The following is a 25660-nucleotide window of genomic DNA, read 5'->3' as shown; positions in this document are numbered from 1 at the left end:
ACGCCGACCTATTCAGGCCGGCAGGCGGCGATCGTATTCCTGCTGCAGGCGGGCCCAGCCATCCCAGAACGGTGCCGGTTCCTTGTCGTTGGCGCGGGCGACCAGGACATCGAGATGCATGTGCCAGCCGGCGCTGACCTTGAGCATGGTCGAGCGATCGGGCAGACGACGATGGATCACGGTGAGCAGCACTCCGGTGCCCTTCGGCTCCAGTTCGAACGTCACGTCGCCGCTGTTGTTCCAGGCGATCGAAAGCTTGCGCATCGGATCGAGCTCGGTGATCCGGCTCTGCATACGGTGCTCTTCGGGAAAATCTGCCGGCCGCTTGCTTGGAGGATCGTTGAGCTCGGCGTTGCGCCAGACGAACTCGACGGGCGCGCCGACCTTCATCTCCATCGCGCCCGCCGCCAGCCACTTGCTGCGCAGGTCGCTGTCGGTGAGATAGGCCCAGATCCGCTCGATCGGACCGGGCAGAAGCCGCTGAATCCTGAGCGTGGTCGGCTCGATCAGCTCGCCATAGGCGTCGGGCTTTGTCGTTGCATTCATTGTCTACTCCTTCACCTTTTTTGCTTTCGCTTCGTCTTCTGCACGCAGCAGCGCTTCCAGCGAGTCGAGCTTTGCGTTCCAGAACTGCTCGTAACGGCGGAGCCACGCGTCGGCTTCCGCAAGCCGCGCCGCCTCGAGGCGGCACAGATGGGTGCGGCCGCGGATCGTGCGCGTCACAAGCCCGGCGTTCTCCAGCACCCGCACATGTTTCGACGCGCCGGCGAAGCTCATGTGGAACGGGGTCGCCAGTTCACCGATCGTGAGTTCGCGTTCGGCCAATTGTCCAAGCATCGCCCGGCGCGTGGGATCCGCGAGGGCATGGAAAACAGCGTCGAGATGTGCCGAATGTTCAACCATGTGGTTTAGTATAGGCACGCAACTCGAATAGTCAACCGATCGGTTTAACGTTTTCGTGATGGGCCCCCGACCGCCCTAGCCGTCCGGCAAAGTGTAGACGGCGCAGCGAGTTGCGATACCGCGCAACGCGTGCGTTCCCAGGGGGACCAGCGCTGCGCTTGTTTCAGCAGCGACCGCGCCGGAGATGAGGACCGTTCGCCCGAGCGGCCGGCAAAGGCCTTCCAGCCGGCTGGCGAGATTCACCGCGGGCCCGATCGCGGTGAAATCCAGCCGATCGGCCGCGCCGACATTGCCCCATAGAATTTCGCCGAGATGCAGGGCCACGCCGAACGACAGCGACGGCAACCCCTGCTCTCGCCGCGTCGTATCGAGATGCGCCATTCCGGATTTCGCGGAAGCAACGGCGCGCAGCGCGGCGTCGCAGGCTTCGCGCGGCTTGTCGCTGACCGGGAAGATGGCGAGCACGCCGTCGCCGATGAATTTCAACACCTCGCCGCCGAAGGCATGGACGGCACCGCCGATGCAATCGAACCAGCCACCAAGCGCGGCGATAACGGCGGCGGGAGGCTCGGCCTCGGACAGCGCGGTGAAGCTGCGCAGATCGGCATAGAGCAACACCGCCCGAATGGTCTCGCCGACTTCACGCCGCAGCGGCCCTGCCAGCACGCGCGCCGCACTACGCCGGCCGAGATAGGCCTCGAGTGCGGCCGAGAGTGTTGCGCGCGCCGAGAGTGCGGCGAGCGGCGAGGCGGCAAAGCGGGCTGCATCACGCAGCCGATTTGTTTCCGCTTCCGTGAACCTGTGTGGCCCGATCCAGCCGAGCACCGGCCCACCTTCTCCCGGGCCAACGGTGTCTTCATGCACCGCACCACTCGAAAGCCCGGTCAACCAGCTCCGGCCGCCACCGCCGGACGAATTTCCTGCGCTTGCGAATCCCGCCGGAGCAAATCCCACCGCCTCGATCACCTCGCCATTTTCCGCACGCCACAGCCAGGTGCGGCGAGCGATGAGCGGATGCGGCACGGCGAGCGTGAGCGCGCCGCCGGCCAGCGGCACGTCATCCGCGATCAAGCGCGAGCCGAGTTCGGCAAGGAACCGGTCGGCGCCCGGCGAAGCGCTGGCGGCATCGACCAGCCATGTCAGCGTCGAACTCAGTTGCATCGGCCGGCTGGGACTACTCATTGTCATCATCAGCCCTTGGTTAATCCCCGCGCAGGCATATACATGCTTGCAGCCACCGTCATGCCAACGAGGAGCGAGGTTTTCGATGCCTGAAACATTTGTGGTCCAGCGCGAGACCCAGATCGCCGCGCCGCGCGCCAGCGTGTTCGCCTTCCTGACGGACCCGGAGAAGATCGTGCAATGGATGGGCAGCGAGGCCGTGACGGAGATGCATCCGGGCGGGCTGTATCTCTTGAAGGGCGTCGGCAGCTCCACTGCGCGCGGCGCGTTTCGTGAGGTCGTGCCGGTGCATCGTCTCGCCTACAGTTTTGGCTGGGACGGCAACGAGGAAGTGCCGCCGGGATCAAGCCTGATCGAGATCGACCTGATCGAGCACGATGGCGGCACATTGCTGCGCATGACCCATAGCGGCCTGCCCAATGCGTCGGTGCAAGCCAGCCACGCCAAGGGTTGGGACCATTATATCGACAGGCTGACCAAGGCGGCCGCCGGCCAGGATCCCGGGCCGGATCGGGGGCCGAACGGCACCCGCAATGCGTAAGGATCGTATCGGCCAAGGCGCGCATCGCCGGGCTATCCATCCTGTTTCTTCAGCACCGTCACGTGGAGACGGCGCCGGATTTCCATCCCCTGCCGCCGGTAGAGCGCAATCGCCGAGCGATTGCTGGTGAAGACGTGCAGGAAGGGAATCTCGCCGCGCGACACGATCTGGCGGGAGATGGCGGATAGCAGTATCTGGCCGTAGCCGCGGCCGCGATGGGATGGATGCACGCAGACGGCGGTGATCTCGGTGTATTCAGCGGGCTTCATCCGCTCGCCGGCCATCGCCACGAGCTGCCCGTCGACGCGGATGCCGAGAAAAGTGCCGAGTTCATGGGTCCGTGCGCTGAACGGGCCTGGCTTGGTGAGCGCGGTCAATTCCATCATCGCAGGAACGTCGTCGACACCGAGGGTGACGATATCGACGCCGTTGGCCGGCGTTTCAACCGGCGTTCCGATCATCTGCTCGCCGGTATCCGCGAGCACGATCTTGAATTCGGCAGGCGGCTTCACGGCGTCCGGCGTGAACAGCACGGCAATGTCTTGCGGCGACATCAGCGCGCCAAGTGCGGCGAAATTTTCGGCGGATATATCCGGCATGGCGGCGAACGGCGTCATCTCCGTCGGATAGCGTCGCGCGCGGGCATCGCCTTCGGCCAATACCCGCTGCGTGGTCGTCAGCGCGGTCCAGATCGGATAATCGAGCGGATGGTTTGCGTCGCGGACAGACATCAGACTGCTTTCATTCCCATTCAATGGTACGATCACGCTAGCGGTAGTCAGCCAGGTCCGCCACCTTGCCGCCCTCGCGAACCTCGGCCGTGTAGCGCCAGATGTCGGGCCGCGAGCCGTCAGTATCCGTAAAGCCATAGTGACGCGCGAGCTCGCCGGAGCTGACCGACTTCTGATTCCATTTGCCGCGATCGGGATCGGCGGCGAGCGCGGCGACAGCGCGGCCGACATAGCGCGGCGATTCCGACAGGGCGAAGTCCGGCGGCGCCTGATGCCGGCCGCCTCCCCTCTCCGTCAGCGCCTCGCGCCAATTCGTTTCGGTGACGCCGAAATTCTCCAGCATCATCTCGGAGCGCAGCCAGCCGGGCGTGATCGCCACCGCTGTGGCCCCGTGCGGCGTGAGTTCGTGGCCCTGCGAGAAGGCCAGACGGTTTACGCTCTGCTTGACGAGGTCGTAGAACACCGAGATCCGGTAATGTTGCGCGTTGTAGTCGGCAGTGCCGTCGGTGACTTCGACGAGCAGGCCGCCGGGCTGCGCGACCAACAGCGGCAACAGATAATGCGACGTCACCAGATGCGTCTCGATGCCGAGCCGCAGAAGCCGCAAGCCTTTCTTCAGGTCGAGCTTCCAGATTGGCATATTCCATTCGGCCGGCCCGCCCTTCAGCCGTTCGGCGCCCCAGATATCGTTCACCAGCACATCGATACGGCTATAGTCGGCGCGCAGACGTTCGGCGAGCGCCGCCACCTGCGCCGGTTCGAGGTGGTCGACAGCGATCGGAACGCCGACGCCGCCGAGACTGCAAACAAGCTCCGCCGTCTCTTCGATCGTCTCGGGCCGATCATAGTCCGACCGCGTCGATGCATCGGCGCGGGCGCTGCTGCGTCCCGTGCAGATCACCGTCGCTCCCGCCTCTCCGAGCGCGGTAGCAATGCCGCGGCCGGCGCCGCGCGTCGCGCCCGTCACCACCGCGATACGTCCGGCAAGCGCGCCTTGGTGTGACACCCCACTCATCGTAACCTCACCTTCACGCACCGCCGGTGTCCGATCGCATCGAAGCGCCGATTGCGCGCATCGTCACGCTTCCTCCGCCGTCGCCTTGATCAGATTGTCACGGAGCGTGACGACGTTTTCCTGCAGCCGTACGAATTCGTCGGGCTTCAGCCCGGTCGACGCCACCAGATTCATGTGCATGCCCTTTTCGCGCAACCGACGGCCGGCCTCGGTGAGGCTGATGCGCACCTGCCGCTCGTCCGCGGGATCGCGCTGACGGCGCAGATAGCCCATCTGTTCCAGCTTCTTCAGGATCGGCGTCAGCGTGTTGGATTCCAGGAACATCTTGTCGCCGAGCTCGCTCACCGTTTGCCCATCCTGCTCCCACAGCGCCACGATCGCGATCCATTGCGGGTAAGTCAGGCCGAGTTCATCGAGGCCCTTTTTGTAGGCTCGCCCGAAGGCGAGGTTAGCCGAGTAGATCGCGAAGCACAGGAAGTCGCCAAGCCGCCGCTCGCCTGCCGGCGACCTTGCCTTCTGGCTGCCCTTTGAATTGTCTCTGGAGTTATCTCGGGAATTGTCCCTGGAACCGGTACTTGAACCGGACTTGGGACCGTCATTCGGTCTCATGGGTCGTCCTTTCCGACACGAACATGTGAAGTCTCGCATCCATATATATCGCATCCGATTAAATCGGAAGGGTTGACAGTCGGATTGCCGAGGTATTTATAGCGCACACGAATATATCGTATCCGATCTAATTAAGGAGAGCGCCATGACTACCACCACTGCAAACCAGACCTCGAAAGCGACGGCCGTTGACCTGAAACTCGAAATCGTCGTCATCCCCGTTTCCGACGTCGAACGCGCCAAGCAATTCTACGCGAAGCTCGGCTGGCGGCTCGACGCCGATTTCGCCGGCCCTGACGACTATCGCGTGATCCAGTTCACCCCGCCCGGCTCCGACGCCTCGGTGATCTTCGGCAAGAACGTCACCTCCGCCGCGCCCGGCTCCGCGCAGGGCCTGTACCTGATCGTCTCCGACATCGAGGCCGCCCGTAACGAATTGCTCGGCCGTGGCGTTGCGATCAGTGAAGCGTTTCACGCCGGCGGCGACGTGCATGTTGGCTCCGACGAGCCCTATCTGTTCGGGCGGGTCCGGCTGAGCGGCCCGGATCCGGAACGCGGCAGCTACCGTTCGTATGCCTCGTTCAGCGATCCCGACGGCAATGGCTGGCTGCTGCAGGAAGTCACCGCGCGATTGCCTGGCCGCATCGATGCTGACGGCACCTCGTTCAACTCGTCGGCCGACCTCGCGAGCGCGCTGCGCCGTGCGGCCGCCGCCCATGGCGAGTACGAGAAGCGCAACGGCGGCCAGCACGATGTGAACTGGCCGGACTGGTACGCCGAATACATCGTCCGCGAACAGAGCGGCCAGCAGCAGGCCGCATGACCAGGCGAAGCGATCACCGGCGTCAGCGGCTCGCCCGCCGCCGGTGACCGGCGCAGCCCACCACAGGAGATTCACCATGCGTACGCTATCCAAAAGCCTCTCGTTCATTTCGCTTCCCACGCTCGCGCTGGCCATGACGCTTTCGGCCGGCACGGCATTGGCGCACGACGCCGCGGCGGGCGCCGCCGGCGACAAGAGCGTGACGGCATCCGAACGGCCGCGCGACGATCTTGCCGGCAAGCTCACCCGGCGCGTGATCCAGCGTGCCCCCTCGTCGATACCCGGCCGCGAGATCGTGCAGGTGGAGACGGAGATTCCCCCAGGCGTCGAGTCCGGATGGCACGTCCATCCCGGCGAAGAGGTCGGCTACATCATCGCCGGCGAAGTCGAGATGAAGGTCGAGGGACGTCCCACCGTCATCCTGCGCGCCGGCGACGGTTTCCTCATCCCGCCACGGACACCGCATAATGCGCGCGACATCGGTCCGGAGACGGGGCGGATGCTGTCGACTTATATCGTCGAGACCGGCCAGCCGCTCGCGTCGTTCGTAGGGCAGCATGTCGACAAGGCTTCCCAGTGAAACAGGGATGAACGGGGGCTGCCGGACGTGCAGCCCCGCCCTGCTCCACTCCGATCGTGTCCTCGCCGTCTTGCTGTTCACGCCGTAAAGCCATGCAATTGACATCGCTAGCGGCCCTCAGCCGTTTGGCTTGCGCAGGAATGTGGACAGCGCCTCGGCCGTCTCCTTCGGTCTTTCTTCCGGAAAGAAATGACCGCCTTCGACCGGCCGTCCTCTCACATCCGCAGACCAGCGCCGCCAGATTGCCAGCGGCCCTCCCTCGCTTTCGTACCATTTCGAGAGCGGGCCGGCCGCGCTCCACAGCGCAAGCGTGGGACAGGCGATTTTCCGTCCGGCTTCCTGGTCCAGCCGGTCGTGATCACGATCGATCGAGGCGGCGGCGCGGTACTCTTCGCAAATGGCGTGCGCGTGCGCGGCGTCGTGCAACATGTCAGCATATTCTCGCTGCACATCCGCCGCGAAGGCGTTCCCGGAGCCCCAGTTCGCCGCCGCGTCCACGACAAGCGCCTCGCCACAACGGATCAGGATGGTTTCCGGAAGCGGCGACGGCTGCGCCAACAGCGACCACGGCCAGAACGCAAGCGCAAGCCGATCATCGGCGTGGTCCCACACCTCGGAAACGGGGATGACATCAAGGACGGCCAGCGCATCGACCTTGCCGGTCGCATCCAGCGCCATGCGCTGCGCGACCCGGCCTCCCCTGTCATGGCCCACAACCGCGAAGCTCGCAAAACCGAGCCGGTCCATGAGCGCCAGCATGTCCGCCGCGAACGCCCGTTTTGAATAGGGCGCATGGTCGGCTGTGCTCGCGGGACAGCCGCTTCGCCCATAGCCACGCAAGTCGGCGCAGACCACCGTGTTGGTCGCGGCGAGACGCGGGGCGATCTCCCGCCACATCGCATGCGTCTCGGGAAAGCCGTGCAGCAGAAGAACCGGAGGTCCGGATCCCGCGCGACGCGCGAAGATCTGCGTCGCACCGGTTTCGATCTCGAGGGATGTAAAGCCTTCGAACATCGCAGCTCAGTCCGGCAGTGCGGCGATGGCGACAATCTCGACGACGAGATCGGGATGTGCAAGGGCCGCGACCCCGATCACCTCCGACGGCGGCGGGTTGTTATAGCTGCAATGCTTCGGGCAATGCTCGGCGAAGAAATCGTCCATGACGTCGAGACGAAAATTCGGGGAGCTGAGGACGCCGCCGTCCGGAAACGGTCCCTTGATGTACTGGGTGATCTTGACGAGATGTTCGAGTGAGCTGCCGAGCTCTTCCAGATCCGATTTGATATTGGTCAGAATGGAACGCCATTGCGCGCTGGCATCGCCGGCGGCGCCGCCTCTGGCATTCACAGGATCGTAATTTTCCGACGTGGCTGTGTTGCCGGCCAGAAAGACATAGCCCTTCGTGTCCGTTACCACCGTGCCCTTACCCCAGGGCATCAACCGGCCGCCTTTCATCTTCTTGTGTGTGACGAGTTGCATCGCTGTCTCCTGCAGACGAGCCCCGCCCCGATCGGTCCAGTCTAGAACCCGACACTACGAAAATGGTTCGCCGCTGGTACGGGCCGGAACGTCAGCATGGTCAGGAAGCGCACACCTTCGGCAAACCACAACTTGACCTGCCATGCCATCATGCAATATCAATAGTTACATGAATCAGGACAGTAGACTTTCAGGCGTGCTCCACGTGCTGCTGCACATGGCCGAGCGAAAGGAGCCGGTGACTTCCGACGCGCTCGCACGGGCCATGAATACCAATCCCGTGGTGATCCGGCGGATCATGTCCGGACTGCGCGATCAGGGCTATGTGCGATCGGAGAAAGGCCATGGCGGCGGGTGGACCCTCGCCCGCGACCTCGCGACGATATCACTGCGGGATGTCTATCAGGCGCTCGGCCAACCTTCGCTGTTCGCCATGGGAAACAGAACAGAAGCCCCCGGCTGTCTTGTCGAGCAGGCCGTGAATGCCGCGCTCGACCGCGCGTTCGACGAGGCGGAGGCGCTGTTGCTCTCGCGTCTTGAGGACGTGACGCTTGCGATGTTGAGCGCCGATTTTCAGAAGCGCCTGGGCGACCGGCGCAACCGCCACCGCCTGGAGATCGCTCATGCATCATGACGCAGCCGCCAAGGCCATGCTGGCCCACTTCTCCGATCCTGAGGCGGTCTCGCGATATGCGGATGGACCGCCGCGCTTCGTGCCCGGCTTTGCGGACCTCCACCGCATGACCCGTATCCTGCTGGCGGAGCAGGCCGCGCAAGACGCGCGGGTGCTCGTGCTCGGCGCAGGTGGCGGCCTGGAGTTGAAGGCGTTGGCGGAGGCAGAGCCGCACTGGAGGTTCGTTGGCGTCGATCCGGCCTCCGAGATGCTGAAGCTGGCCGAGCAGATGCTAGGGCCATTCAATGCGCGCGTGCAGTTGCAACAGGGTTATATCGACGATGCGCCCGATGGGCCGTTCGATGCCGCTACCTGTCTGCTTACGCTGCATTTCCTGGACGTCGACGAACGGCGGCGGACGACCAAGGAAATTCATCGCCGTCTCAGACCCGGAGCGCCGTTCGTAGCTGCCCATTCCAGTTTTCCGCAGCAGGATGGCCAGCGTGCGCGATGGCTATCGCGCTATGCCGCCTATGCGATCGCCTCCGGCGCCGATCCGAACCAGGCCAACACTGCGCGTGCGGCGATCGAGGCGCGCTTGCCCCTGGTCAGTCCGGAGCAGGACGCACAAATTCTGCGTGAGGCCGGATTCCGGGATGTGGAATTGTTCTACGCCGCCTTTACCTGGCGCGGCTGGATTGCGTATGCGTGAAGCGTGATAGTCTGAATCTTGGTTCCGTTGCCGAACAACCAATCATGACCATCCGTCCGATTGTCCGATATCCCGACCCTCGGCTTGCGCTCGCAGCGCTGCCAGTGACGGTGTTTGACGACGCGCTGCGCGAGCTGGCCAGCGATCTGCTCGAGACGATGCACGCCGCGCCCGGCATCGGGATCACCGCACCGCATATAGGCGTTTCCTTACGAGTCGTCGTGCTCGACATCGACCCGATCGATGGCGCGCGCACCTACGTCAATCCCGAGATCATTTGGGCCTCGCCGGAAATGATCGTGCATCAGGAAGGCAGCGTCTCGATGCCGGGGGTTAATGACGAAGTTCGGCGTCATGCGCGCGTTCGGATCAGCTATCACGACATCGACGGCCTCTCCCACACCGAAGAATCCGACGGGCTGCGTGCCATTTGCCACCAGCACGAGATCGATCAGCTCAATGGCCTGTTCTGGATTCAGCGACTCTCCCGCCTGAAGCGTGAGCGGTTGATAAAGCGTTTCGAGAAGCTCTCGCGGGGCTGAGACAGATTGGGCGGAATATGCTCTGCTATTCCGCCCTGCTCTGCCTTTATGCCGGCACCGGCGCAGCTGCCCGAACCACCGGCATCGGCCGGAACGTCAGGATGATCAGGAACGCGCCGATCCCCATGATCCACGAACCGATATAGAGCCAGGCGTAGCTGGCGAACGTGTCGTAGATCAAACCGCCGGCCAGCGGTCCCGTCGCCATGCCGAGGCTGCCGGCCATGGCGGTGCCACCGATCACGGTGCCCATCATCCGCAGCGGAAAATTCTCGCGCACCAGGACAGCATAGAGCGGCATGGTGCCGGCATAGATGAAGCCGAACAGCGCTGCGATTGCATAGAACGCGGCGAGATCGCGCACGAAGACATAACCGAGTGCGCCGAACGCCTGCGCCAGCAAGCCGAACACGAGCACACGCTTGGCGCCGAAGCGATCGCCGAGCAGGCCGAAGGCGATGCGGCCGCCCATCCCGGCGAGGCCTTCCACGCTGTAGATGGTGACGGCGGCGATCATCGGGATGCCGCAACTGATGGCGTAGCTCACGGTGTGGATGATCGGGCCCGAATGCGTGGCGCAGCAGAAGAAGTTTGTCAGCAGCAGGATGATGAATTGCGGCGACCGCAACGCCTGCGCGAGCGTCATGTCCGGTTCCGCCGACGCATTCAACGGCGCGGCAGCCGCGCTCTCAAGCGCCGGCGCGCGGCGCACCAGGAGCGAGACCGGAATCATGATCGCGGCCACGACGAGCGCCACGATCTGCATCGAGGTCCGCCAGTCATGGTTCGAGACCAGCCAGGCGGCGAGCGGCGACATCGTCATCGGCGCCATACCCATGCCCGCCGAGACCAGTGACACGGCGAGGCTGCGATGGGTATCGAACCAGCCGGTGACGCAAGCCATCATCGGCGCGAAGATCGCGGCCGTAGCGCCGCCGACCAGCAGCCCGAAGATGAACTGGAAGATGACCAGGGATGTCGCCAGGCTCGCCAGCCCCAGGCTCGCCGCCAGCACGACCGAGCCCGTCAACACCACCGGAAACGGCCCCAGCCGGTCCGACAAGGTGCCCCAGATCATGCTGGTGAACGCCATGGCGAGAAAGCCGATGGTCATGGCGCTGGATATGCCCGTGACCGACCAGCCGGTATCCCGCGCGATCGGCTGCAAAAATACCGGCAGCGAAAACATGCCCCCGATCGCGACGCAGCCGAGCAAGCCCCCGGCCGCGACGATGACCCAGCGATAGTGAGAATTGGACATTCCTGGTCTCCACTTTGTCTGTCTCTGGGTGCAAGACGAACGGGATGGGCCAAAAGCTACAGACCGACGACCATGCCGCCTCACTTTTTTGCGATGGATGTGTGAAGCAGCACGGCGTCCCGCTCTTGCTTGCGAACGAGGGTTCCGCCGACCTTGACCGAGCCTCATATGAGGCATATATTTGCCTCACTTGACCGGAGGCTAAATGAGCTACCAGGCTGCAACCGCCGCCGAACTTCTCGGCGTCAAACAAAAGAAAACCGAGACGACGCTCACGCTGGCCTACTCCGTCGAGAAGGGCCTGCCGGTCTCGGCGCTCGACAAATTCGCGGGCCGTGTCAGCCCGAACGATGTCCGCCGCTTCACCTATCGGGTCGTGCCCAAGCCGACGCTCGAACGCCGGCGCAAGCAGAAGCAGCTTTTGACCATCGAGGAAAGCGACCGCCTCGCCCGCGTCGCCAAGGTGTTCGCCTTCGGGATTGATGTCTTCCGTGACGAAGCCAAGGTCCGCGCTTTTCTCGAGCGGCCGCACCCGATGCTGGACGACAAGGCTCCGCTCGAAGTGGCCCTGGCGACCGGCCCCGGCGCCGATGCTGTGATCAACCTGATGGGCCGCGCGGCGTATAGCGGCGGCGTCTGAGCGTGCAGAAGAGCGATCGCGTTCTGAGATGCTATCGCATCGGGGACCCGGACGGCGCTTACCCGGTGTATGATGCTGAGGGCGCGCGGCTCTATCCGGGCCGGTGGAATACGCACACGAGCCCGATGATCTACGCATCCGAGCACTATTCCACCGCCATGCTGGAGAAGCTGGTCCATGCCAATCTGGTGATGCCCGCCAATCAGCACTTCATCGAGATCACGATTCCAAACGGCGTCTCGTATGAGACCTTCCAGACCGCGGCGCATCCCGGCTGGGATTCGCGGAACGAGACGATCTGCAAGACATTCGGCCAGCAATGGTACGAGGAGAAGCGTTCGGCGCTCTTGATCGTCCCCTCACTCCCGGCGCGGCTGGAGCGCAATTTCCTGATCAACCCGGCCCACCCCGATGCCAAGGGCATCGAGCACACGCTGCCCGAGCCGGTGTGGTGGGATGAACGGCTTTACGGGCGGTGACCCGCTGCCGGCGGCGTCGGGCGGGTTAGCGAAAGCGGCTCTCGATCTACAATCTGCAGGTGTCATCATCCCCACCTCGCCTGCGGCAGATTGACCACGCTCACAACATGTCAGTTTTGCTTTGACACCTCATTAATTCTTCTCGGGCAAAAAATACCGGACAACACCAGAGGTTGTATACCCAGAAGGGAGTAAACAGTCATGCAGATCGGAAGCCCGGGCTCCTGGGATTTGACGCTGAGGATCCTTCAACCGCCGTCGCCGCCTCGATTCCCCTGGTCCAGTCCAACCAGTCCAGCCGTAGAGCAGAATACGGTCGCCACGAACGCGCCCGCCATCGATCCCGCAGCGGAGAAGACGACAAGCAGCATCGGTCTCTCCCCGGTCGTACAGGCCTTCCTGCTTCGTCTTCAGGAGCTCGGCATGACCCACGTCAGCGGAACCGACGGCCATGACAGGCTTTCGGGGTGGAGCAAGAGCCTTGTTGATGGCGGTGACGGCAACGACACGGTCGATGTGTGGTCGGGCAGCGTGGTGGACGGCGGCGCCGGCGACGACGCCGTCCGGGCCTGGTCTGAATCCGCCGTCTACGGCGGGGCCGGAAACGACCAGATTGATATCTGGTCGGACAGCGCTGCGCACGGCGGCGATGGCGACGACACGATACGAGCTTGGTCCAATACCGTCGTCCTTGGCGGCAACGGCAACGATTCCATCGATGCGTGGTCCGAAAGCCAGGTCGATGGCGGCGCCGGCAACGATGTGATCAGCGTATGGTCCAATAGCCGTGCGAGCGGTGGCGAAGGCGATGACCGGATCTCCGCGTCGAGCGAGGGCTTCGTCGACGGTGGTTCCGGCAACGACACGCTAAGGGTCGATAACGGCTCTGTTGCGTCTGGCGGCACGGGAGATGACACGATCTTCGCCAACCGCGGCTCCACAGTTCTGTTCTCGGCCGGAGACGGCAAGGACACGGTTTACGCCGGTGGCGACACCACCCTCAGACTGGGAGAGGGATTGACGGCCGACAAGATGCAGGTCGAGGTTTCCGGCAGCACGGCCACGATTTCCTTCAGCGATGGATCGGATCAGATCACGCTCCATCTCGGCCCGTACCCTCCCGTGACATTGGCATTTGCCGACGGAACGACGGCCGAGATCAAAGGCGAAAGCCGCATGATCGGTCTGGCCCGGGCTCCCGAGGTGCGCCGACTGGCATAGGCTGCGCAACGCCTTTCTCAATATCGAATGGCAGGATGGCCATTGCCGCGGTTGAACGCGGCACACAGCTCGACTTGATGAGAGCATGTGGTGGAATACGCCCGTCGGGCCGCGCTTCGCGCGGACCCGTTGGGCCAATCCACCCTTCGAGCTGACATCAAAAGATGAGGGATCGATGGGCGGCCACGCCGGCCATGGTTCCGTCTGATACTGCGAGCGCTATCGATCCGGCGACACGCGCAACGTCGCCACAGGCAAATACTTTGGGAATTGACGTTTGCTGCTGCTCATCAACCCCGATGAATTTTCCAAGCGGTCCCTCCTTCAAATCGCAGCCAAGCTGTTCGGCAATCGGCCCTCCCACGGTCCGGCTAAGCGTGAAGATGCCGGCGAATTCAATGGTGCGGCCATTTGCGAGTTCAACGGTCGGGCGCTGACCGAATATCTGCCGGACGCGCCCCTCCTCCACCGAGACACCCCGCCCGGCCAAAGCTGACAATTGCGCTTCGTCGGGAATAAAGCTGTCGTTGATCAGAAGCGTGGTTGGACCCCAGTCGGGCAGCATCATGGCATGATGCATGGACAACGCACTGGTGGCCAGGACGCCGATCGGGCCGCGTTCGAGTTCGTAACCGTGGCAATAAGGGCAGTGGAAGATCGACCTGCCCCATCGAGCAGCGAGGCCCGGGATATCAGGCAGGATATCGACGACGCCGGCGGCAAGTATCAGGCGCTTGCCATGGAAGGTGTCGCTGTGCGTCTCGACGTAAAACCCCTCCTCCGCTCGTCCCGCGTTTGACGCGGAGCCCTTCAGGGTTGCGACGGTTACATAGCGCGCCAACTGGCTTGTCGCTTCGGCGATGATCTCGCCCGGCGCAACGCCATCGCGCCCCAGAAAACCGTGAGAGGCCGATGCAAAGCGGTTGCGTCGCTCCCCCGCGTCGATGACGAGCACGGTCCGGCGCGCCCGGCCCAGTTGAAGCGCCGCCGACAGCCCTGCGAAACTGCCGCCAATAATGATGACATCAAAGTGCATGCTGATCTCCCGCTAATCGCAACTGTTACTAGTACGATATAGGGAAGACGTCAACGAATTTGTTACTGTGTCTGTTGCGATAACAGGCGAAGCGGTCTAGCCTGCGATGACATCAGGCGAGGTACCGACGTGAGCAAGGACACAAGGCTCGCCCGCGTTGCTCATGTGCTGGTCCACATGAGTTTCAACGAGGGCACAGCGACATCCGAGACGATCGCTGCGATGCTCGACACCAACCCGGTCGTCGTCCGACGTATCATGGGCGCGCTCCGTGAAGGCGGTTATGTCTCTTCCGAGCGGGGGCCGAAAGGCGGATGGCAGCTCGAGCGGCCGCTTCACGAGATCACGTTCCTGAATATCTACAAGGCGTTCGAGCCGGGATCACCCTTCACGATAGCCACCAGCGACGATCATCCCAAATGCGTTGTCGAACGTTCCGCCAACCGCGCTTTGTCGTGCGCATTGTCCGAAGCCGCAGCCCGCTTTGAGCAAGCGCTTTCGAAAATTACGCTCGACCAATTGCTGCCGGGAAAGGGCTAGGCTGCGGCGGCGCGTTCCGGGCAACCGGCATTACTAGCGCTTTGCATGGCCTCAACTGTCCTGGCATCCGCAGGGAACAGCATTTTCAGCGCGGGGCTCCGCCACCGTCATGCGATCCCGCGTCCAACTTTCGTCGCTGGAACGATATGGCTTGCAACCCGGTTAAATCAGCTCCACGCCGCAGAACGATGAAACTTTCTGTTTCGGGAGATCGCCATGGCCATCCACTTCAATCATACGATCCTTTCGACCCACGATAGCAAGGCATCGGCAACATTCCTGGCCGAGATGCTCGGTCTCCCGGCCCCACGGCGATGGGGGCCATTTTACATGGTGACCACCGAAAACGGCGCCAACCTCGACTACATGAATGTCGATGGCGACATTACTCCGCAGCACTATGCGTTTCTGACCAGCGAAAGCGAGTTCGACGAGATCTTCGGCAGGATCCGGGAACGGGAGCTTCCCCACTGGGCCGACCCTGGACAAACTCAACCGGGCAAGATCAACCATCACGACGGCGGGCGTGGCATATACTTCAAGGAGCGGAACGGACATCTCCTCGAAATTATTACCCGCGAGTACGGCAGCGGTGGCTGGAATCCTAATCCCTGACAGCCAGAACTTCCGAGCGTTCCCGCCCGACCAGGCGTGACGAAGAAACGCTAGATGCCGCACAAGTGACCCAAAGCGGTGTGTCGTGGCCGGCGAACGGCGGTATGATCCGGAGTGCGTCGCTCCATTAAGATTACGCCTTAACTAAAAATTAAGTATGCCTTTGCGGGCACGAAAGGCACGGCTTAGCGTCTTGGGAAATGCTGCCCAGTAACCTACGAGTGGGTGAGTGCCATGACCTATAGAACGACGTTTATCGCCTCTCTCAGTGCGGTCGCGCTTGTCCTTGGCGCGAACGAGGCATTTGCCGATCCGGGAGTAGCGCACGGTCCGGGAGTTGCTCCGCCGCGCCCGGCTTTCCCAACGTTCAACCGATCGATGCACCATCCCCATCACCATCATCGGGGAGTAACTGGCTTCTGGCCGGCAGGCGGCGGCGTCTTCTATGGTCTGCCGAATGAGGTCGACCGACCGGTCGTGGAGGCTCCGCCACCAAAAACGTCAGACGATCTCCGCTTCACGTGCGTATATGACATTCCCTGGGACTACGTCCATCGGTGTCCGCAGTACCGATGAGACCGGCCTTTGAAAATCAGAATTAATTTGCTGTCACGCCAAGCTTGTCGCGCTCGATAAGCCAACTTTCTTGTCGCTAGCGAAGCGATGCAGTCCATAGCAGCGCTGGATTGCGTATGCATGAAGCGGGACCGAGTGAACGTGGTCTTAAGTCGCTGTTGCAATCTCCAGCACTGTCACTGCAATTCCAACTGCGACATTCGCCGCGCAAAATCCCGCTTGCCATTTCGTCCCAGTGAGCCAACACGGTCTATTACGCCTTCGGCTAAGCTATTCCGCTCTACGCGCTTGGCGTCCTGTGCGGTGGGCGCGCTTTGCGTGCCCACCCCGAGTGAATAGTGCTCCGGCCCATACGGGCATCGGCATAATGTCGATGCCCGGACGACATCTAGGCGAACAGCAAGTTATCGGCCGAAAGACCACGGACCGACTCTCCTGGCAGGAAAATGCTGCCGTCGTCGCCGAAGTCGATGACGACGCCGGAATTGCGTTGTGTCGCGTGCGCAAGCACGTCCTCGAAGCTGTCGACGCCCTCGACATTGAGTGCGATCTGGTCGTCCTTGCCGAACCCCACAATCGCGTCGTTGCCGTCGCCGCCCTGGAACATGAACGTGTCGGCCCCCCCACCGCCCGCTATCCAGTCGTTGCCCTCCCCGCCGGCAATCAGGTCGTCGCCCGGGCCGCCGAAGATCTTGTCATCGCCGGCGCCGCCATTGAGCTGGTCGTCGCCCCGGCCGCCAAAAATCCAGTCATCGCCGGTGCCGCCATCGACAACATCCCAGCCAGCGCCACCAAACACCGTGTCGTCACCCCCGCCCGCCGTGACAAGGTCATCGTCTCCGCGGCCGATGATCAGATCGCGGTCGTCCGTTCCTTCCCGAAAGCGAACCGTGTTGATGTGGACTTCAGCGAGCTGGGCGCCGGGACGGGTGAAGTCGGCCGCGATCGGATCAATGAACTCGCCGGCCTCATTGAAGCCACCGAGGATGATCTGGTCGCCTTCGCCGACCGGGTTGCCCAGAGAGCCGTTGAATCCGGGATGGAGGTGAACGACACCGCCCTCATCCACGCCAGTGTTGGGCGCGGTCTGGTTGATGAAGGCCGCGTCAAGTTCGGTGTTTACTTCGGTGCCGGCGTCGTAAGCATCTTTGCCCGCGAATGTGATTGTCGTCTCGCCGAGGAAGCGCCCCTGGGCATCGAACAGCCGCAACGCCTCATCCGTGCCGATGAACGCATCGTTCGACGGGATAATCATCGATCCGAAACTGGCGAAGGGATTGGAGACACCGTCGACGTCGAGGATGGCCGAGGTGGTCTCCTGCGTCGCGATCGGGCCGGCGGCGCCGGGGACAATCAAACCCTGTCCGTCGGCATCTGCGGCGACGAGCTCATTGCCAAGTATCGCGGCGGCGCCGTCCTCGGCCAATTGCTCGAGCCCCGGCGAAGCCGCTTCGCCGACGTTGAACAGATCGAAGCTTCCATCGTGGAAGCCGAGCCAGGCCGGCGTCAAAAACGTGCCGCCGCTGTCGGAGGTATTTTTGATCGTGACCCTGAGATCAGTCATGGACGCCTCCCCTTGACTGCAAGGCCCCCAGAGGATCACTCCACTAGTCAGTGCCTTCGATCGGATCAAATGACAATAGCTCACGTCCATTCACAATGGCATTGCGGCATACAACCTGACTGACCTATCGCAATGCGTGCCATGATCAGCGGGATGCTACAGCAGCCGGCGTGGCGACGATCTTTGCGCTTACACCTCAGGACGGTCTGAGTTCGGCCGCGGCCTCATTTCTGGCGGTAGAACAGCGCCCGCCCCGCCGGGACGAGTTGGAGCAGGATATCGTAGTCGCCGACATTCGCGGTCAACACCACCAGGCCGAGTTTCTGCGCCTGAAGAAACATCACGCAGTCCCGAAGCGCGCGCACCTGAAAGCATCCTTCTGATTCAAGATGTCAAACAGCGGGAGGGTATGGGCCGCATTCTCGCGGCATAGGATGCCCGAGGCTTGCGCAATACGAAGCATTAGCGGCCTTCTGCGCGCCGGCTTCTAGCATATGCGCAGGAAATGGAATGACAGCGCGTGGCCCGTAGGACGGCATCCAAACTACGCTCGCTACGACCCTCATAGATCACGCCGCGCTTTCGACAAGAGCGACCGCCTGATCTCGCTTTGAGGCATATTTTGTGCCCCACTCGGCCAAGGCGTGCACTGCATCGTTGAGCAACGCGCCAGCCGGCGTCAGCGAGTACTCGACGCGCAGAGGGACTTCGTCGAATGCGTCACGCCGGACGACGCCGGCAGCCTCCAACTGGCGAAGCTGCTCGAACAGAACCTTTTCGCTGATCCCGGGCACGCGTCGGCGAAGCGCGCCGAAGCGAACCGGCCGAAGGTGCAGATCCCAAAGAATCGTCGATTTCCACTTGCCGCCGATGACGCCAAGCGCGTCGTTGAGGCCGCAAGCGCCTGCTCGCTTAGTCGTTTCGGTTTTCACACGAACCTCCTGGTAAGTGGCTACATTTATGTAAGTAATTGATTTGAAGGAGACTGTACCCGATCTGTGCCTTGCGGCGAAGACTGCCGTGGCATCAAAGGGAATAAGATCATGAGCGACGCAACAATCATTGGCCTCGGCGAGATGGGATCGGCTCTGGCGCGCGCCTTGATGCGCGCTGACCGTCGCGTGACGGTCTGGAACCGTAGCGTTGCCAAGGCCGCGGCGCTGACCGCCGAGGGGGCAGCGCTCGCAGAAAGCGCGTCTGCTGCCGTGGCTGCAAGCCCGATCACAATTATATGCGTATCCGATTATCAAGCCGCACGCGATATTCTCGAAGCGCCGGAAACCGCAGCGGCGCTTGGAGGGCGTACATTGGTCCAATTGGGCAATGGCACGCCCAATGAGGCGCGCGACGGTGCCGCCTGGGCCCGCTCCAACGGCATCAGTTATCTCGATGGCACGATCCTGGCTTGGCCAAGCCAGATCGGCGGCGCCGAAACGGCGATCCTCGTCTCGGGGCCAACGCAGACATTCGGCCGCGTGGAAGCGGATCTCCGGGTGCTCGCCGGTGGTCTAAGCCATACAGGCGAGGCGATCGGTGAGGCGTCTGCGATGGCGGCCGCCGTGCTCTCTTATCTGATGGGTCAATGGATCGGCCTCTGCCACGGCGCTCTCATCCTGGAGGCAGAAGGAATGCGCGTCGACGCTTACGGCGCGTTGCTGGCGAACATTTCTCCGATCCTTGGCGCCGAAGCCAGGCATTTGGGCGAAGTCATCCAGACGAATGACTACGGCTCACCGGAAAGCTCGCTGAAGACCTCAGGCAGCGACATCATTCGCCTCGTCCGCCAAGCACACGAAGCGGGTATAAATCACGAGGTGCCGGCCTTCGCCGCCGCCCTTTTCAAGCGCGCGATCGACGCTGGCTACGGCCCCGAAGAGCATGCCGCCCTCATCAAGATCCTTCGTCTCTAGGGCGCCATTCGGCCTGCGCTGAGAACTGAGACCATGAAAGCTGCCGATACGAGACAGCCTTGTGAGAACGGCGGCCATTCCGTGCGAGCCCACCCGCTGGAGCTGGGCGACTGGAATGGCCGCGAACCCTAGGCGCTCAGGGCGGGGTAATCGATGTAGCCGCGCGCGGTGCCACCGAAGAAGGTGTTGTGGTCTGCCTCGTTCATCGCTGCATTGGCCTTCAGCCGCACGATGAAGTCCGGATTGGCAAGGACCATCTGGCCATAGGCTTCGAGATCGGCCAACCCCGAAGCTACGTCGGCGCCGATATGGTCGCGCGGACGACCCGGCCGGTTGAGGATCAGCGATTGGTGCCAGAGCTTGCGAATGTCGGCCAGCAATGGCTCGTTGCCCTGGTGCATGATGTGCACATAGGCGAGCCCGAGCTTGTCGAGTTCGGCGACCAGATGGCGGTAGAGATCCGGCCCTTCGGCGCCTTCGTCGATCCCCCACATGGTCGTGCCCGGGGACAGGCGGATCGAGGTTCGGTCCGCGCCGATCTCCTCTGCGATCGCGGTGGCGACCTCGACGGCGAAGCGGGCGCGGTTCTCGATGGAGCCGCCATATTCGTCCGTGCGCGTGTTGGCACTCGGCGCGAAGAACTGTTGGACGAGGTAGGCGTTCGCGCCGTGAATCTCGACGCCGTCGGCGCCGGCCTCGATCGCTGAGCGGGCCGCGTGGCGGAAATCGGCGACGGTCTGGCGCACTTCTTCGGTCGTCAGCGCGCGCGGCGTGGGAATGTCCTGCATCCCGGTCGCCGTGAACATGCCCGTCCCCGGCGCGATCGCGGACGGCGCGACGCCCTGACGGTGATGCGGCGTGTTGTCGGGATGCGACATGCGTCCGGCATGCATGAGCTGGATGAAGATGTGGCCGCCTTTGTCGTGCACGGCGGAAATGATCTTTCGCCAGCCGGCGACATGGGCGGGAGTGTAGATACCCGGGGTGGTGAGATAGCCCTGGCCGTCATCCGAGGGCTGGGTACCTTCGGTGACGATCAGGCCGACGTTGGCGCGCTGGGCATAATATTCGGTGGCCAGCTCTCCCGGCGTACCGTCGAAGGCGGCGCGGCTGCGGGTCATGGGCGCCATGACCAGCCGGTTGGGAAGCATGTAGCGGCCAAGGCGGACCGGGGTGAACAGTGGATTCATTAGGGCTCTCCATTCGTTGGAAGTCCTTGTCCACCATTCCGATTTCGGGATAAATCCGGCAGAATTGAAATCATCTTTCCATATATGGAGCAATCAGTTGAGCCATTTGAACGACATGGCGCTGTTCGTGGAGGTGGCCAGAGCCAGGAGCTTTCGGAAGGCCGCGGAGGCTGTCGGCATGCCAAACTCCACTCTGTCGCGACGGATCAGCGAACTGGAGAAGGCGATCGGCCTGAGGCTCCTGCACCGCACGACGCGCAAGATCGAGCTCACCGAGGCCGGTCAGCTCTATTATGAGCGAAGCAAGCGAATCGTCGACGAGGCACGGCTCGCGCACGAGCAGCTCGGCGCGATGTTGGAGCAGCCGAGCGGGGTCCTGCGGGTTTCGCTCCCGGTCGACTTCGCCACGCTTTACCTCACGCCGATCATCGCCGACTTCACGCGGCACTATCCCGGCATCACGTTCGAATTCGACCTGACCCCACGCCGTGTCGATTTGGTGGCCGAGCCGTTCGATGTGGCGATCCGCATAGGCAAACTGGAGGATTCCAGCCTGATCGCACGCCTGATCGGGCGGCATTCGCGCCACCTCTATGCGTCTCCCGGCTATATCAAAGCGTCAGGCGAGCCCGCGACACCGGCGGACCTCGCGGAGCATCAATGCATCTGCATGCCGCGGATCCCGACCTGGACTTTGCACCAGGGGATGAACAAGGTCGATGTCGGCGTTCGCGGCCGCTTCACGCTCAACAGCGTGGGGATGACCCGCGCCCTGGCGGTCAACCACCAGGGCATCGCCCTGCTTGCCGAGAAGATCGTCGCCGAAGATCTCGCCTCTGGCCGCCTCCGGCGCATCCTGCCCGAATGGCAGGGGTCGTCGGTCAGCATTCACGCCGTCACCGAAACTCGCCTTATTCCAGCCAAGACCCAGCGCTTCGTCGAATTCCTGTCCTCCAGGCTGATGGAAGCTTGAGCATGCTGGAGGTTCTCCATCCGGCGAGTCGCGAGATTAAGCGGGAACGTACGTCAACCTGATCACATCCTCGCCGATCCGATCGCTAGTCATAAGGCGGAGCGGCGGCCGCGGTCCGGCGAAGTATGGCTTGCCGTGGCCAAGCACGACAGGGTGCAGGTAGATTTGATACTCATCTATCAGGCCAAGTTCGGTGAGGCTTCGCGCCAAGTCTGGTCCGGCAACTTCGATCTCCCCGACGCGCTCGGCTTTCAGCTTACGAACCACCGCCTCGAGATCACCGTCAACAAGCGTGGCATTGGGGCCGACCGACTTCAACGAGCGCGAGACGACCCATTTCGGCTGGCTCCGCCACGCCGCCGCGAAGGCGTGTTTCTCTGCATCCCACTCAGGATGATCGTCGTCCCAATAACGCATGACCTCATACATTTGGCGACCGTACACACTGCCTGCCTGCCCCTGCGCCTGCTCGATGAAGTGACGGAAGAGCGTGGGACTTGGCCCAAACGCCATATGATCGACGTAGCCGTCCAAGGACTGGTTCATTGCGAACACGAGCTTGGCCATGCCCACTTCCCTTCCTCACGCGGCGCGGCCGCGCGCCTCTGATTGCATTATGCAATCGGTTATAGGCTAGCTCGACTGGTTTCATATCGCAATTGGTTTTTGGCGCGCGCATGAACGCCCAACGCTCGGGCTGCCGAGCTTTTCTTTCGTGATATCGCCGGGGCAGCGGATCGCGAGGCCGGGGCCCGGGAACGGGTGGCGGCCGACGAAGATTTCCGGGAGACCGAGCTCGCGGCCGAGACCCATAGCTGATCTACTTTTCAAAGAGCATGAGGGTGTGGGTCCGCATTCTCGCGGCGCGTTACGCCCGAGCTTTGCATTTTCTTTTGCCCTCCTCTTGTTCAGAGGGCGCAGGGAAGACCGGGTGCTTGCTGCACCCGCGGTCTCGCGTGCGATTTGCGCAAACAAAACTGCACACGAGCATACAGGGCAGCGGGAGCATTCCGGCCTTCCCTGCGCAATGGCTTTACGGCTTACTTCGTGCTCTTCCCGGAGAACGGCTCTTTTGCCTCCGTCGCCCCCGAGAAGCTTCGCTTCTCTAGGACTTAGCGCCAGCACCGCGACGCCCGAACCACACGACTTCACCGTACGCTTCCTGCGCGTACGTCTAGCGCGCATTCAGCGTCCACCGCATCTCACCGCACGTTCGTGACGATGGCCAACGCCCCTCATCTGCCGTGAGACGGGCGGACTTATGCGACTGATTTGGGTGAGAACGAAAGCGGAATATTTTTGATTCCCGGGCTTGACACGATTTCGGAAAATCAGAAGTGATTTGCCGTCATCTCGCTTCGTGACGCGGCCTTAAGTCACCGTCGCAATTTAGTGCACTGTCACCGTAATTCGAAGATGGCTGAGAGCGCGGCCACCAGCATGACACCCCGGCAGTACGCCGCGAGATTGATAACGCTCGCAGCAACGACATCCACGACGCGATCACCGTCGGACCTTGGATACTATTGTTTCGATAACCTCGCCCGCGATCTGAAGAATGCTTCCGATTGGGAGAAGGCGCTGCTGCAGGAAATCCGCGGCGCGGTAACCGATCTCGCGGCGCGATAGCGGTCGTCGAGCGCAGCGATCGCCACGCTGGGCGGCAGCCCGAACACGCTGCTGAACACGCGCGAAAGATGCGCCGTATCGGCGAAACCGGCATCGATCGCGGCCGTCCGCACCAGTTCGTGCCCGGCCATGCTCACCGCGGCATGCTGCAGTGCCGACCACAGCTTGAACCGGCGAAATGTCAGCCCCGTCACCGCCTTGAAGCAGCGCAGCGCCCGCGTACGCTCCATGCCGAGATACCGGACCAGTTCGTCCTGCGTCACGCGCCGCATGGGATCGGCCTGCATGGCCCGCACGATCTCAACAATTTTCGGCGCAAGCGGAGGGGTCGCGAACGCGAGCCTTGCCCGCAATTCCTCCGTCGCGCCGGGCTCTGTCGCGCCGGGATCGCCGCCAAGCGAACGGTGCGCCAGCTGTTCGAGGCTGCCTTTCAGCACGACCGCCAGCGGGGCCTCGAAGGGAAATGCCAGTCCGTTGAGGAAGATGACGTCGGCACCCCGTTCCGAGACCCGAACGCTGTGCACGATCCCTGGCCGGACCAGCAGGACGTCACCCGTAACGCTCACGCCCTCATGCTCGAGCGTGATCGGATCCGTCCGTCCCACCAGCACCGCCGTAACGATGTTCGGATGCGCCGCGAGGCGTGGGACCCCGATGGGCAAGATCGTGCTGGTGAACGGCGATTCCGCTAACGGCATGGTTACATCATCTGCAACTTTCTCATTCAGTGCAAATCCTAGAAGCCGCTAAACGATCCTCGAGCCTTCCTTGCCCCAGTAGGAATCGCGAACCAGGCGCTTGTACAGCTTGCCGTTCGGATGGCGCGGCAGCTCCTGTACGAAGTCGAACAGGCGCGGCGACTTCACATGGCTAAGGTTTTCGCGGCAGAAGGCGGCGAGTTCCGCTTTCAGGTCGTCGTTGGCATCCGCCCAGTCGGCGGGCTGGATCACCGCCACCACCTTTTCTCCCATCTCCTCATCCGGCGCGCCCACCACCGCGGCGTCGATAACCTTGGGGTGGGTGATCAGGAGGTTCTCGACCTCCTGCGGATAGATGTTCACGCCGCCGGAGATGATCATGAAACTCTTGCGGTCGGTCAGGTACAGAAAGCCCTCCTCGTCGACCCAGCCGACGTCACCGAGCGTCGACCAGCCGTACTTGTTGGTGTTCTCGACGATCTTCTCCGGCGCGTTATGATAGGTGAGCGGCGCGCCGCCGCCAAAATAGACCGAGCCCTCGGTCCGAGGCGGAACCTCCTCGCCGTCCTCGCCGACGATGTGCAGTACGCCAAACACCGCCTTGCCGACCGTGCCCTTGTGGGTGAGCCAGTCCTGCGGACCTACATAACTCGCGCCGTTGCCTTCGCTGCCGGCGTAGTACTCGTGGATCACAGGACCCCACCAGGACAGCATCTGCTCCTTGACCGGGATCGGACAAGGTGCTGCGACATGAACCGCCGACTTCATGGACGAAACGTCATACCTCGCCCGCACTTCAGGCGGCAGCTTCAGCATTCGCACGAAGTGGGTCGGCACGAACTGGCCGGCGTCGATCTTGTGCTTTTCGATCAGCGCCAGGGTCTCCTCGGGATTGAATTTTTCCATCTGAACGACGGTGCCGCCCATGCGATGGATGCTCATGCACAGGCGAAGCGGCGCGGCGTGGTAGAGCGGCGCCGGCGAGAGATAGGTGCAATCCCCGTGAAAGCCGAACAGGCTTTGCGCCATCATGGTCAGCACGTCGGGCCCGTCGATCGGCGCGCCCGTCAGCGGAGGTTTGATCCCCTTGGGCCGGCCGGTGGTGCCGGAGGAGTAAAGCATGTCCGAACCCGCGCTCTCGTCGGCGATCGGCGTGGTGGGCATCGAGGCGCGGGCGTCCTCAAAGCACTCGAACGGCGCGCGCCTTTCGCCCGCCATGAACAGCTTCACCCCCGGCAGTCGGGCCGGCATCTGCTCAGCCACCGGGCCGACACCGGGCGAGGCGATCAGCAGTTTTGCTTCGCAATCCCTTGCGATGTATTCGATCTCCCCCGCGGTCAGCGCGGAGGAGATGCAGGCGTAATAGAGGCCGGCACGCTGGGCAGCCCAGGCGATCTCGAAGAACCGCGGGTGGTTGTCCATGAAAATGGCGATGACGTCGCCGGTCTTCAGCCCAAGCGACCGGAACAGATGCGCGCCCTGGTTAGAGCGCTCATCCAGCTGCTGGTAGGTCACCGTCTCGCAGCTGCCCGCCATGATGTAGGCGGCGCGCGCGGGATGGTTTTTGGCGTGCACGGTCGGATGCATCTGGCGCTTTC

General features: G+C 62.8%; 30 protein-coding genes. 13 read left to right on the top strand and 17 right to left on the bottom strand.

The features are described 5' to 3' along the window. Window positions 1-12: 12 nt before the first annotated feature. From GWE18_RS04120 to GWE18_RS04110, 3 genes are all read right to left on the bottom strand, one after another. Window positions 13-546, bottom strand: a complete 534-nt coding sequence (locus GWE18_RS04120; protein ID WP_275184495.1) for an SRPBCC family protein — start codon at window positions 544-546, stop codon at window positions 13-15. Window positions 547-549: 3 nt separating this feature from the next. Further along, window positions 550-903 (bottom strand): metalloregulator ArsR/SmtB family transcription factor, encoded by a 354-nt coding sequence (locus GWE18_RS04115; protein WP_275184494.1) that lies wholly within the window; start codon window positions 901-903, stop codon window positions 550-552. A 75-nt stretch (window positions 904-978) separates the two neighbouring features. After that, window positions 979-2064: an adenylate/guanylate cyclase domain-containing protein gene (locus tag GWE18_RS04110; protein WP_275184672.1), complete on the bottom strand. Its 1086-nt coding sequence runs from the start codon at window positions 2062-2064 to the stop codon at window positions 979-981. A 106-nt stretch (window positions 2065-2170) separates the two neighbouring features. Here GWE18_RS04110 and GWE18_RS04105 point away from each other — a divergent pair, with 106 nt between their 5' ends. Continuing rightward, window positions 2171-2626: an SRPBCC family protein gene (locus GWE18_RS04105; RefSeq protein ID WP_275184493.1), complete on the top strand. Its 456-nt coding sequence runs from the start codon at window positions 2171-2173 to the stop codon at window positions 2624-2626. Window positions 2627-2658: 32 nt separating this feature from the next. Here GWE18_RS04105 and GWE18_RS04100 read toward each other — a convergent pair whose 3' ends face one another. The 3 genes from GWE18_RS04100 to GWE18_RS04090 form a co-directional block, all read right to left on the bottom strand. Continuing rightward, window positions 2659-3357 (bottom strand): GNAT family N-acetyltransferase, encoded by a 699-nt coding sequence (locus GWE18_RS04100; protein WP_275184492.1) that lies wholly within the window; start codon window positions 3355-3357, stop codon window positions 2659-2661. A 37-nt stretch (window positions 3358-3394) separates the two neighbouring features. Beyond that, window positions 3395-4372: an SDR family oxidoreductase gene (locus GWE18_RS04095; RefSeq protein WP_275184491.1), complete on the bottom strand. Its 978-nt coding sequence runs from the start codon at window positions 4370-4372 to the stop codon at window positions 3395-3397. 63 nt (window positions 4373-4435) lie between these two features. Then, on the bottom strand, window positions 4436-4981 hold the full coding sequence (locus tag GWE18_RS04090; RefSeq protein ID WP_275184490.1) for a MarR family transcriptional regulator: 546 nt from the start codon (window positions 4979-4981) through the stop codon (window positions 4436-4438). A gap of 145 nt (window positions 4982-5126) precedes the next feature. On the opposite strand from GWE18_RS04090, the gene GWE18_RS04085 reads away from it, so the two are divergent. Together GWE18_RS04085 and GWE18_RS04080 are read left to right on the top strand one after the other, a co-directional pair. Next, on the top strand, window positions 5127-5804 hold the full coding sequence (locus tag GWE18_RS04085; RefSeq protein WP_275184489.1) for a VOC family protein: 678 nt from the start codon (window positions 5127-5129) through the stop codon (window positions 5802-5804). A 76-nt stretch (window positions 5805-5880) separates the two neighbouring features. Beyond that, window positions 5881-6384, top strand: coding sequence for a cupin domain-containing protein (locus tag GWE18_RS04080; protein ID WP_275184488.1), 504 nt, complete (start codon window positions 5881-5883; stop codon window positions 6382-6384). A gap of 117 nt (window positions 6385-6501) precedes the next feature. Here the strand turns inward: GWE18_RS04080 and GWE18_RS04075 are convergent, their stop codons facing one another. Both GWE18_RS04075 and GWE18_RS04070 read right to left on the bottom strand, forming a co-directional pair. Next, the gene (locus tag GWE18_RS04075) at window positions 6502-7398 is read right to left on the bottom strand and encodes an alpha/beta hydrolase (RefSeq protein ID WP_275184487.1); all 897 of its coding nucleotides are present in this window, start codon (window positions 7396-7398) and stop codon (window positions 6502-6504) included. 6 nt (window positions 7399-7404) lie between these two features. Further along, window positions 7405-7863 (bottom strand): RidA family protein, encoded by a 459-nt coding sequence (locus tag GWE18_RS04070; protein ID WP_275184486.1) that lies wholly within the window; start codon window positions 7861-7863, stop codon window positions 7405-7407. 169 nt (window positions 7864-8032) lie between these two features. Between GWE18_RS04070 and GWE18_RS04065 the strand changes: the two genes are divergently transcribed. The 3 genes from GWE18_RS04065 to GWE18_RS04055 are packed head-to-tail and all read left to right on the top strand — an operon-like array spanning window position 8033 to window position 9730. Beyond that, complete coding sequence (locus GWE18_RS04065) at window positions 8033-8497, top strand: Rrf2 family transcriptional regulator (RefSeq protein WP_275184485.1); 465 nt, start codon at window positions 8033-8035, stop codon at window positions 8495-8497. Then, entirely contained in the window at window positions 8487-9188 is a 702-nt protein-coding gene (locus tag GWE18_RS04060; RefSeq protein ID WP_275184484.1) for a class I SAM-dependent methyltransferase, read from the top strand. Before GWE18_RS04065 ends, GWE18_RS04060 begins: the two co-directional genes overlap by 11 nt. Before the next feature lie 44 nt (window positions 9189-9232). Then, the gene (locus GWE18_RS04055; protein WP_275184483.1) at window positions 9233-9730 is read left to right on the top strand and encodes a peptide deformylase; all 498 of its coding nucleotides are present in this window, start codon (window positions 9233-9235) and stop codon (window positions 9728-9730) included. 46 nt (window positions 9731-9776) lie between these two features. Here the strand turns inward: GWE18_RS04055 and GWE18_RS04050 are convergent, their stop codons facing one another. Further along, a complete protein-coding gene (locus tag GWE18_RS04050) occupies window positions 9777-10991 on the bottom strand; it encodes an MFS transporter (RefSeq protein WP_275184482.1) in 1215 nt (404 codons plus the stop codon). 205 nt (window positions 10992-11196) lie between these two features. Here GWE18_RS04050 and GWE18_RS04045 point away from each other — a divergent pair, with 205 nt between their 5' ends. The 3 genes from GWE18_RS04045 (at window position 11197) to GWE18_RS04035 (ending at window position 13331) form a co-directional block, all read left to right on the top strand. Next, window positions 11197-11631, top strand: a complete 435-nt coding sequence (locus GWE18_RS04045; protein WP_275184481.1) for an antitoxin Xre/MbcA/ParS toxin-binding domain-containing protein — start codon at window positions 11197-11199, stop codon at window positions 11629-11631. After that, window positions 11628-12110, top strand: coding sequence for an RES domain-containing protein (locus GWE18_RS04040; protein WP_275184671.1), 483 nt, complete (start codon window positions 11628-11630; stop codon window positions 12108-12110). The genes GWE18_RS04045 and GWE18_RS04040 overlap by 4 nt, the downstream gene beginning before the upstream one ends. A 201-nt stretch (window positions 12111-12311) precedes the next feature. Then, window positions 12312-13331 (top strand): calcium-binding protein, encoded by a 1020-nt coding sequence (locus tag GWE18_RS04035; RefSeq protein ID WP_275184480.1) that lies wholly within the window; start codon window positions 12312-12314, stop codon window positions 13329-13331. A 157-nt stretch (window positions 13332-13488) separates the two neighbouring features. Here GWE18_RS04035 and GWE18_RS04030 read toward each other — a convergent pair whose 3' ends face one another. Next, a complete protein-coding gene (locus tag GWE18_RS04030; RefSeq protein WP_275184479.1) occupies window positions 13489-14367 on the bottom strand; it encodes an NAD(P)/FAD-dependent oxidoreductase in 879 nt (292 codons plus the stop codon). A 129-nt stretch (window positions 14368-14496) separates the two neighbouring features. Between GWE18_RS04030 and GWE18_RS04025 the strand changes: the two genes are divergently transcribed. Together GWE18_RS04025 and GWE18_RS04020 are read left to right on the top strand one after the other, a co-directional pair. After that, window positions 14497-14907, top strand: coding sequence for an Rrf2 family transcriptional regulator (locus GWE18_RS04025; protein ID WP_275184478.1), 411 nt, complete (start codon window positions 14497-14499; stop codon window positions 14905-14907). 216 nt (window positions 14908-15123) lie between these two features. Beyond that, window positions 15124-15522, top strand: coding sequence for a VOC family protein (locus tag GWE18_RS04020; protein ID WP_275184477.1), 399 nt, complete (start codon window positions 15124-15126; stop codon window positions 15520-15522). A gap of 964 nt (window positions 15523-16486) precedes the next feature. Here the strand turns inward: GWE18_RS04020 and GWE18_RS04015 are convergent. The 3 genes from GWE18_RS04015 to GWE18_RS04005 form a co-directional block, all read right to left on the bottom strand. Next, entirely contained in the window at window positions 16487-17752 is a 1266-nt protein-coding gene (locus GWE18_RS04015; protein WP_275184476.1) for a spondin domain-containing protein, read from the bottom strand. Between the two features lie 134 nt (window positions 17753-17886). Then, window positions 17887-18027: a hypothetical protein gene (locus tag GWE18_RS04010; protein WP_275184475.1), complete on the bottom strand. Its 141-nt coding sequence runs from the start codon at window positions 18025-18027 to the stop codon at window positions 17887-17889. 204 nt (window positions 18028-18231) lie between these two features. Further along, window positions 18232-18594 (bottom strand): helix-turn-helix domain-containing protein, encoded by a 363-nt coding sequence (locus GWE18_RS04005; protein ID WP_275184474.1) that lies wholly within the window; start codon window positions 18592-18594, stop codon window positions 18232-18234. A 111-nt stretch (window positions 18595-18705) separates the two neighbouring features. Here GWE18_RS04005 and GWE18_RS04000 point away from each other — a divergent pair, with 111 nt between their 5' ends. Continuing rightward, entirely contained in the window at window positions 18706-19572 is an 867-nt protein-coding gene (locus GWE18_RS04000) for an NAD(P)-binding domain-containing protein (RefSeq protein ID WP_275184473.1), read from the top strand. A gap of 128 nt (window positions 19573-19700) precedes the next feature. Here GWE18_RS04000 and GWE18_RS03995 read toward each other — a convergent pair whose 3' ends face one another. Next, window positions 19701-20762, bottom strand: coding sequence for an alkene reductase (locus GWE18_RS03995; RefSeq protein WP_275184472.1), 1062 nt, complete (start codon window positions 20760-20762; stop codon window positions 19701-19703). Between the two features lie 97 nt (window positions 20763-20859). Here GWE18_RS03995 and GWE18_RS03990 point away from each other — a divergent pair, with 97 nt between their 5' ends. Beyond that, a complete protein-coding gene (locus tag GWE18_RS03990) occupies window positions 20860-21735 on the top strand; it encodes a LysR family transcriptional regulator (RefSeq protein WP_275184471.1) in 876 nt (291 codons plus the stop codon). A 36-nt stretch (window positions 21736-21771) separates the two neighbouring features. Here the strand turns inward: GWE18_RS03990 and GWE18_RS03985 are convergent, their stop codons facing one another. The 3 genes from GWE18_RS03985 to GWE18_RS03975 form a co-directional block, all read right to left on the bottom strand. Further along, complete coding sequence (locus GWE18_RS03985; protein WP_275184470.1) at window positions 21772-22302, bottom strand: dihydrofolate reductase family protein; 531 nt, start codon at window positions 22300-22302, stop codon at window positions 21772-21774. Window positions 22303-23258: 956 nt separating this feature from the next. Then, window positions 23259-24062, bottom strand: coding sequence for an AraC family transcriptional regulator (locus tag GWE18_RS03980; protein WP_275184469.1), 804 nt, complete (start codon window positions 24060-24062; stop codon window positions 23259-23261). Between the two features lie 48 nt (window positions 24063-24110). Then, on the bottom strand, window positions 24111-25649 hold the full coding sequence (locus GWE18_RS03975; RefSeq protein ID WP_275184468.1) for an acyl-CoA synthetase: 1539 nt from the start codon (window positions 25647-25649) through the stop codon (window positions 24111-24113). Window positions 25650-25660 lie beyond the last annotated feature (11 nt).

Origin of the sequence: Bradyrhizobium sp. CSA112 (assembly GCF_029051645.1) — a bacterium.
Classification (GTDB): Bacteria; Pseudomonadota; Alphaproteobacteria; order Rhizobiales; family Xanthobacteraceae; genus Bradyrhizobium.
The sequence above is the reverse complement of the archived record's forward strand: the minus strand, read 5'-3'. Positions and strand labels throughout refer to the sequence as shown.

Excerpts from the sequence above, each read along its gene's own strand:
- GWE18_RS04120 (WP_275184495.1), bottom strand. The coding sequence starts at position 546 with ATGAATGCAACGACAAAGCCCGACGCCTATGGCGAGCTGATCGAGCCG.
- GWE18_RS04115 (WP_275184494.1), bottom strand. The coding sequence starts at position 903 with ATGGTTGAACATTCGGCACATCTCGACGCTGTTTTCCATGCCCTCGCG.
- GWE18_RS04110 (WP_275184672.1), bottom strand. The coding sequence starts at position 2,064 with ATGCAACTGAGTTCGACGCTGACATGGCTGGTCGATGCCGCCAGCGCT.
- GWE18_RS04105 (WP_275184493.1), top strand. The coding sequence starts at position 2,171 with ATGCCTGAAACATTTGTGGTCCAGCGCGAGACCCAGATCGCCGCGCCG.
- GWE18_RS04100 (WP_275184492.1), bottom strand. The coding sequence starts at position 3,357 with ATGTCTGTCCGCGACGCAAACCATCCGCTCGATTATCCGATCTGGACC.
- GWE18_RS04095 (WP_275184491.1), bottom strand. The coding sequence starts at position 4,372 with ATGAGTGGGGTGTCACACCAAGGCGCGCTTGCCGGACGTATCGCGGTG.
- GWE18_RS04090 (WP_275184490.1), bottom strand. The coding sequence starts at position 4,981 with ATGAGACCGAATGACGGTCCCAAGTCCGGTTCAAGTACCGGTTCCAGG.
- GWE18_RS04085 (WP_275184489.1), top strand. The coding sequence starts at position 5,127 with ATGACTACCACCACTGCAAACCAGACCTCGAAAGCGACGGCCGTTGAC.
- GWE18_RS04080 (WP_275184488.1), top strand. The coding sequence starts at position 5,881 with ATGCGTACGCTATCCAAAAGCCTCTCGTTCATTTCGCTTCCCACGCTC.
- GWE18_RS04075 (WP_275184487.1), bottom strand. The coding sequence starts at position 7,398 with ATGTTCGAAGGCTTTACATCCCTCGAGATCGAAACCGGTGCGACGCAG.
- GWE18_RS04070 (WP_275184486.1), bottom strand. The coding sequence starts at position 7,863 with ATGCAACTCGTCACACACAAGAAGATGAAAGGCGGCCGGTTGATGCCC.
- GWE18_RS04065 (WP_275184485.1), top strand. The coding sequence starts at position 8,033 with ATGAATCAGGACAGTAGACTTTCAGGCGTGCTCCACGTGCTGCTGCAC.
- GWE18_RS04060 (WP_275184484.1), top strand. The coding sequence starts at position 8,487 with ATGCATCATGACGCAGCCGCCAAGGCCATGCTGGCCCACTTCTCCGAT.
- GWE18_RS04055 (WP_275184483.1), top strand. The coding sequence starts at position 9,233 with ATGACCATCCGTCCGATTGTCCGATATCCCGACCCTCGGCTTGCGCTC.
- GWE18_RS04050 (WP_275184482.1), bottom strand. The coding sequence starts at position 10,991 with ATGTCCAATTCTCACTATCGCTGGGTCATCGTCGCGGCCGGGGGCTTG.
- GWE18_RS04045 (WP_275184481.1), top strand. The coding sequence starts at position 11,197 with ATGAGCTACCAGGCTGCAACCGCCGCCGAACTTCTCGGCGTCAAACAA.
- GWE18_RS04035 (WP_275184480.1), top strand. The coding sequence starts at position 12,312 with ATGCAGATCGGAAGCCCGGGCTCCTGGGATTTGACGCTGAGGATCCTT.
- GWE18_RS04030 (WP_275184479.1), bottom strand. The coding sequence starts at position 14,367 with ATGCACTTTGATGTCATCATTATTGGCGGCAGTTTCGCAGGGCTGTCG.
- GWE18_RS04020 (WP_275184477.1), top strand. The coding sequence starts at position 15,124 with ATGGCCATCCACTTCAATCATACGATCCTTTCGACCCACGATAGCAAG.
- GWE18_RS04015 (WP_275184476.1), bottom strand. The coding sequence starts at position 17,752 with ATGGACGTGAGCTATTGTCATTTGATCCGATCGAAGGCACTGACTAGT.
- GWE18_RS04000 (WP_275184473.1), top strand. The coding sequence starts at position 18,706 with ATGAGCGACGCAACAATCATTGGCCTCGGCGAGATGGGATCGGCTCTG.
- GWE18_RS03995 (WP_275184472.1), bottom strand. The coding sequence starts at position 20,762 with ATGAATCCACTGTTCACCCCGGTCCGCCTTGGCCGCTACATGCTTCCC.
- GWE18_RS03985 (WP_275184470.1), bottom strand. The coding sequence starts at position 22,302 with ATGGCCAAGCTCGTGTTCGCAATGAACCAGTCCTTGGACGGCTACGTC.
- GWE18_RS03980 (WP_275184469.1), bottom strand. The coding sequence starts at position 24,062 with ATGCCGTTAGCGGAATCGCCGTTCACCAGCACGATCTTGCCCATCGGG.
- GWE18_RS03975 (WP_275184468.1), bottom strand. The coding sequence starts at position 25,649 with ATGCATCCGACCGTGCACGCCAAAAACCATCCCGCGCGCGCCGCCTAC.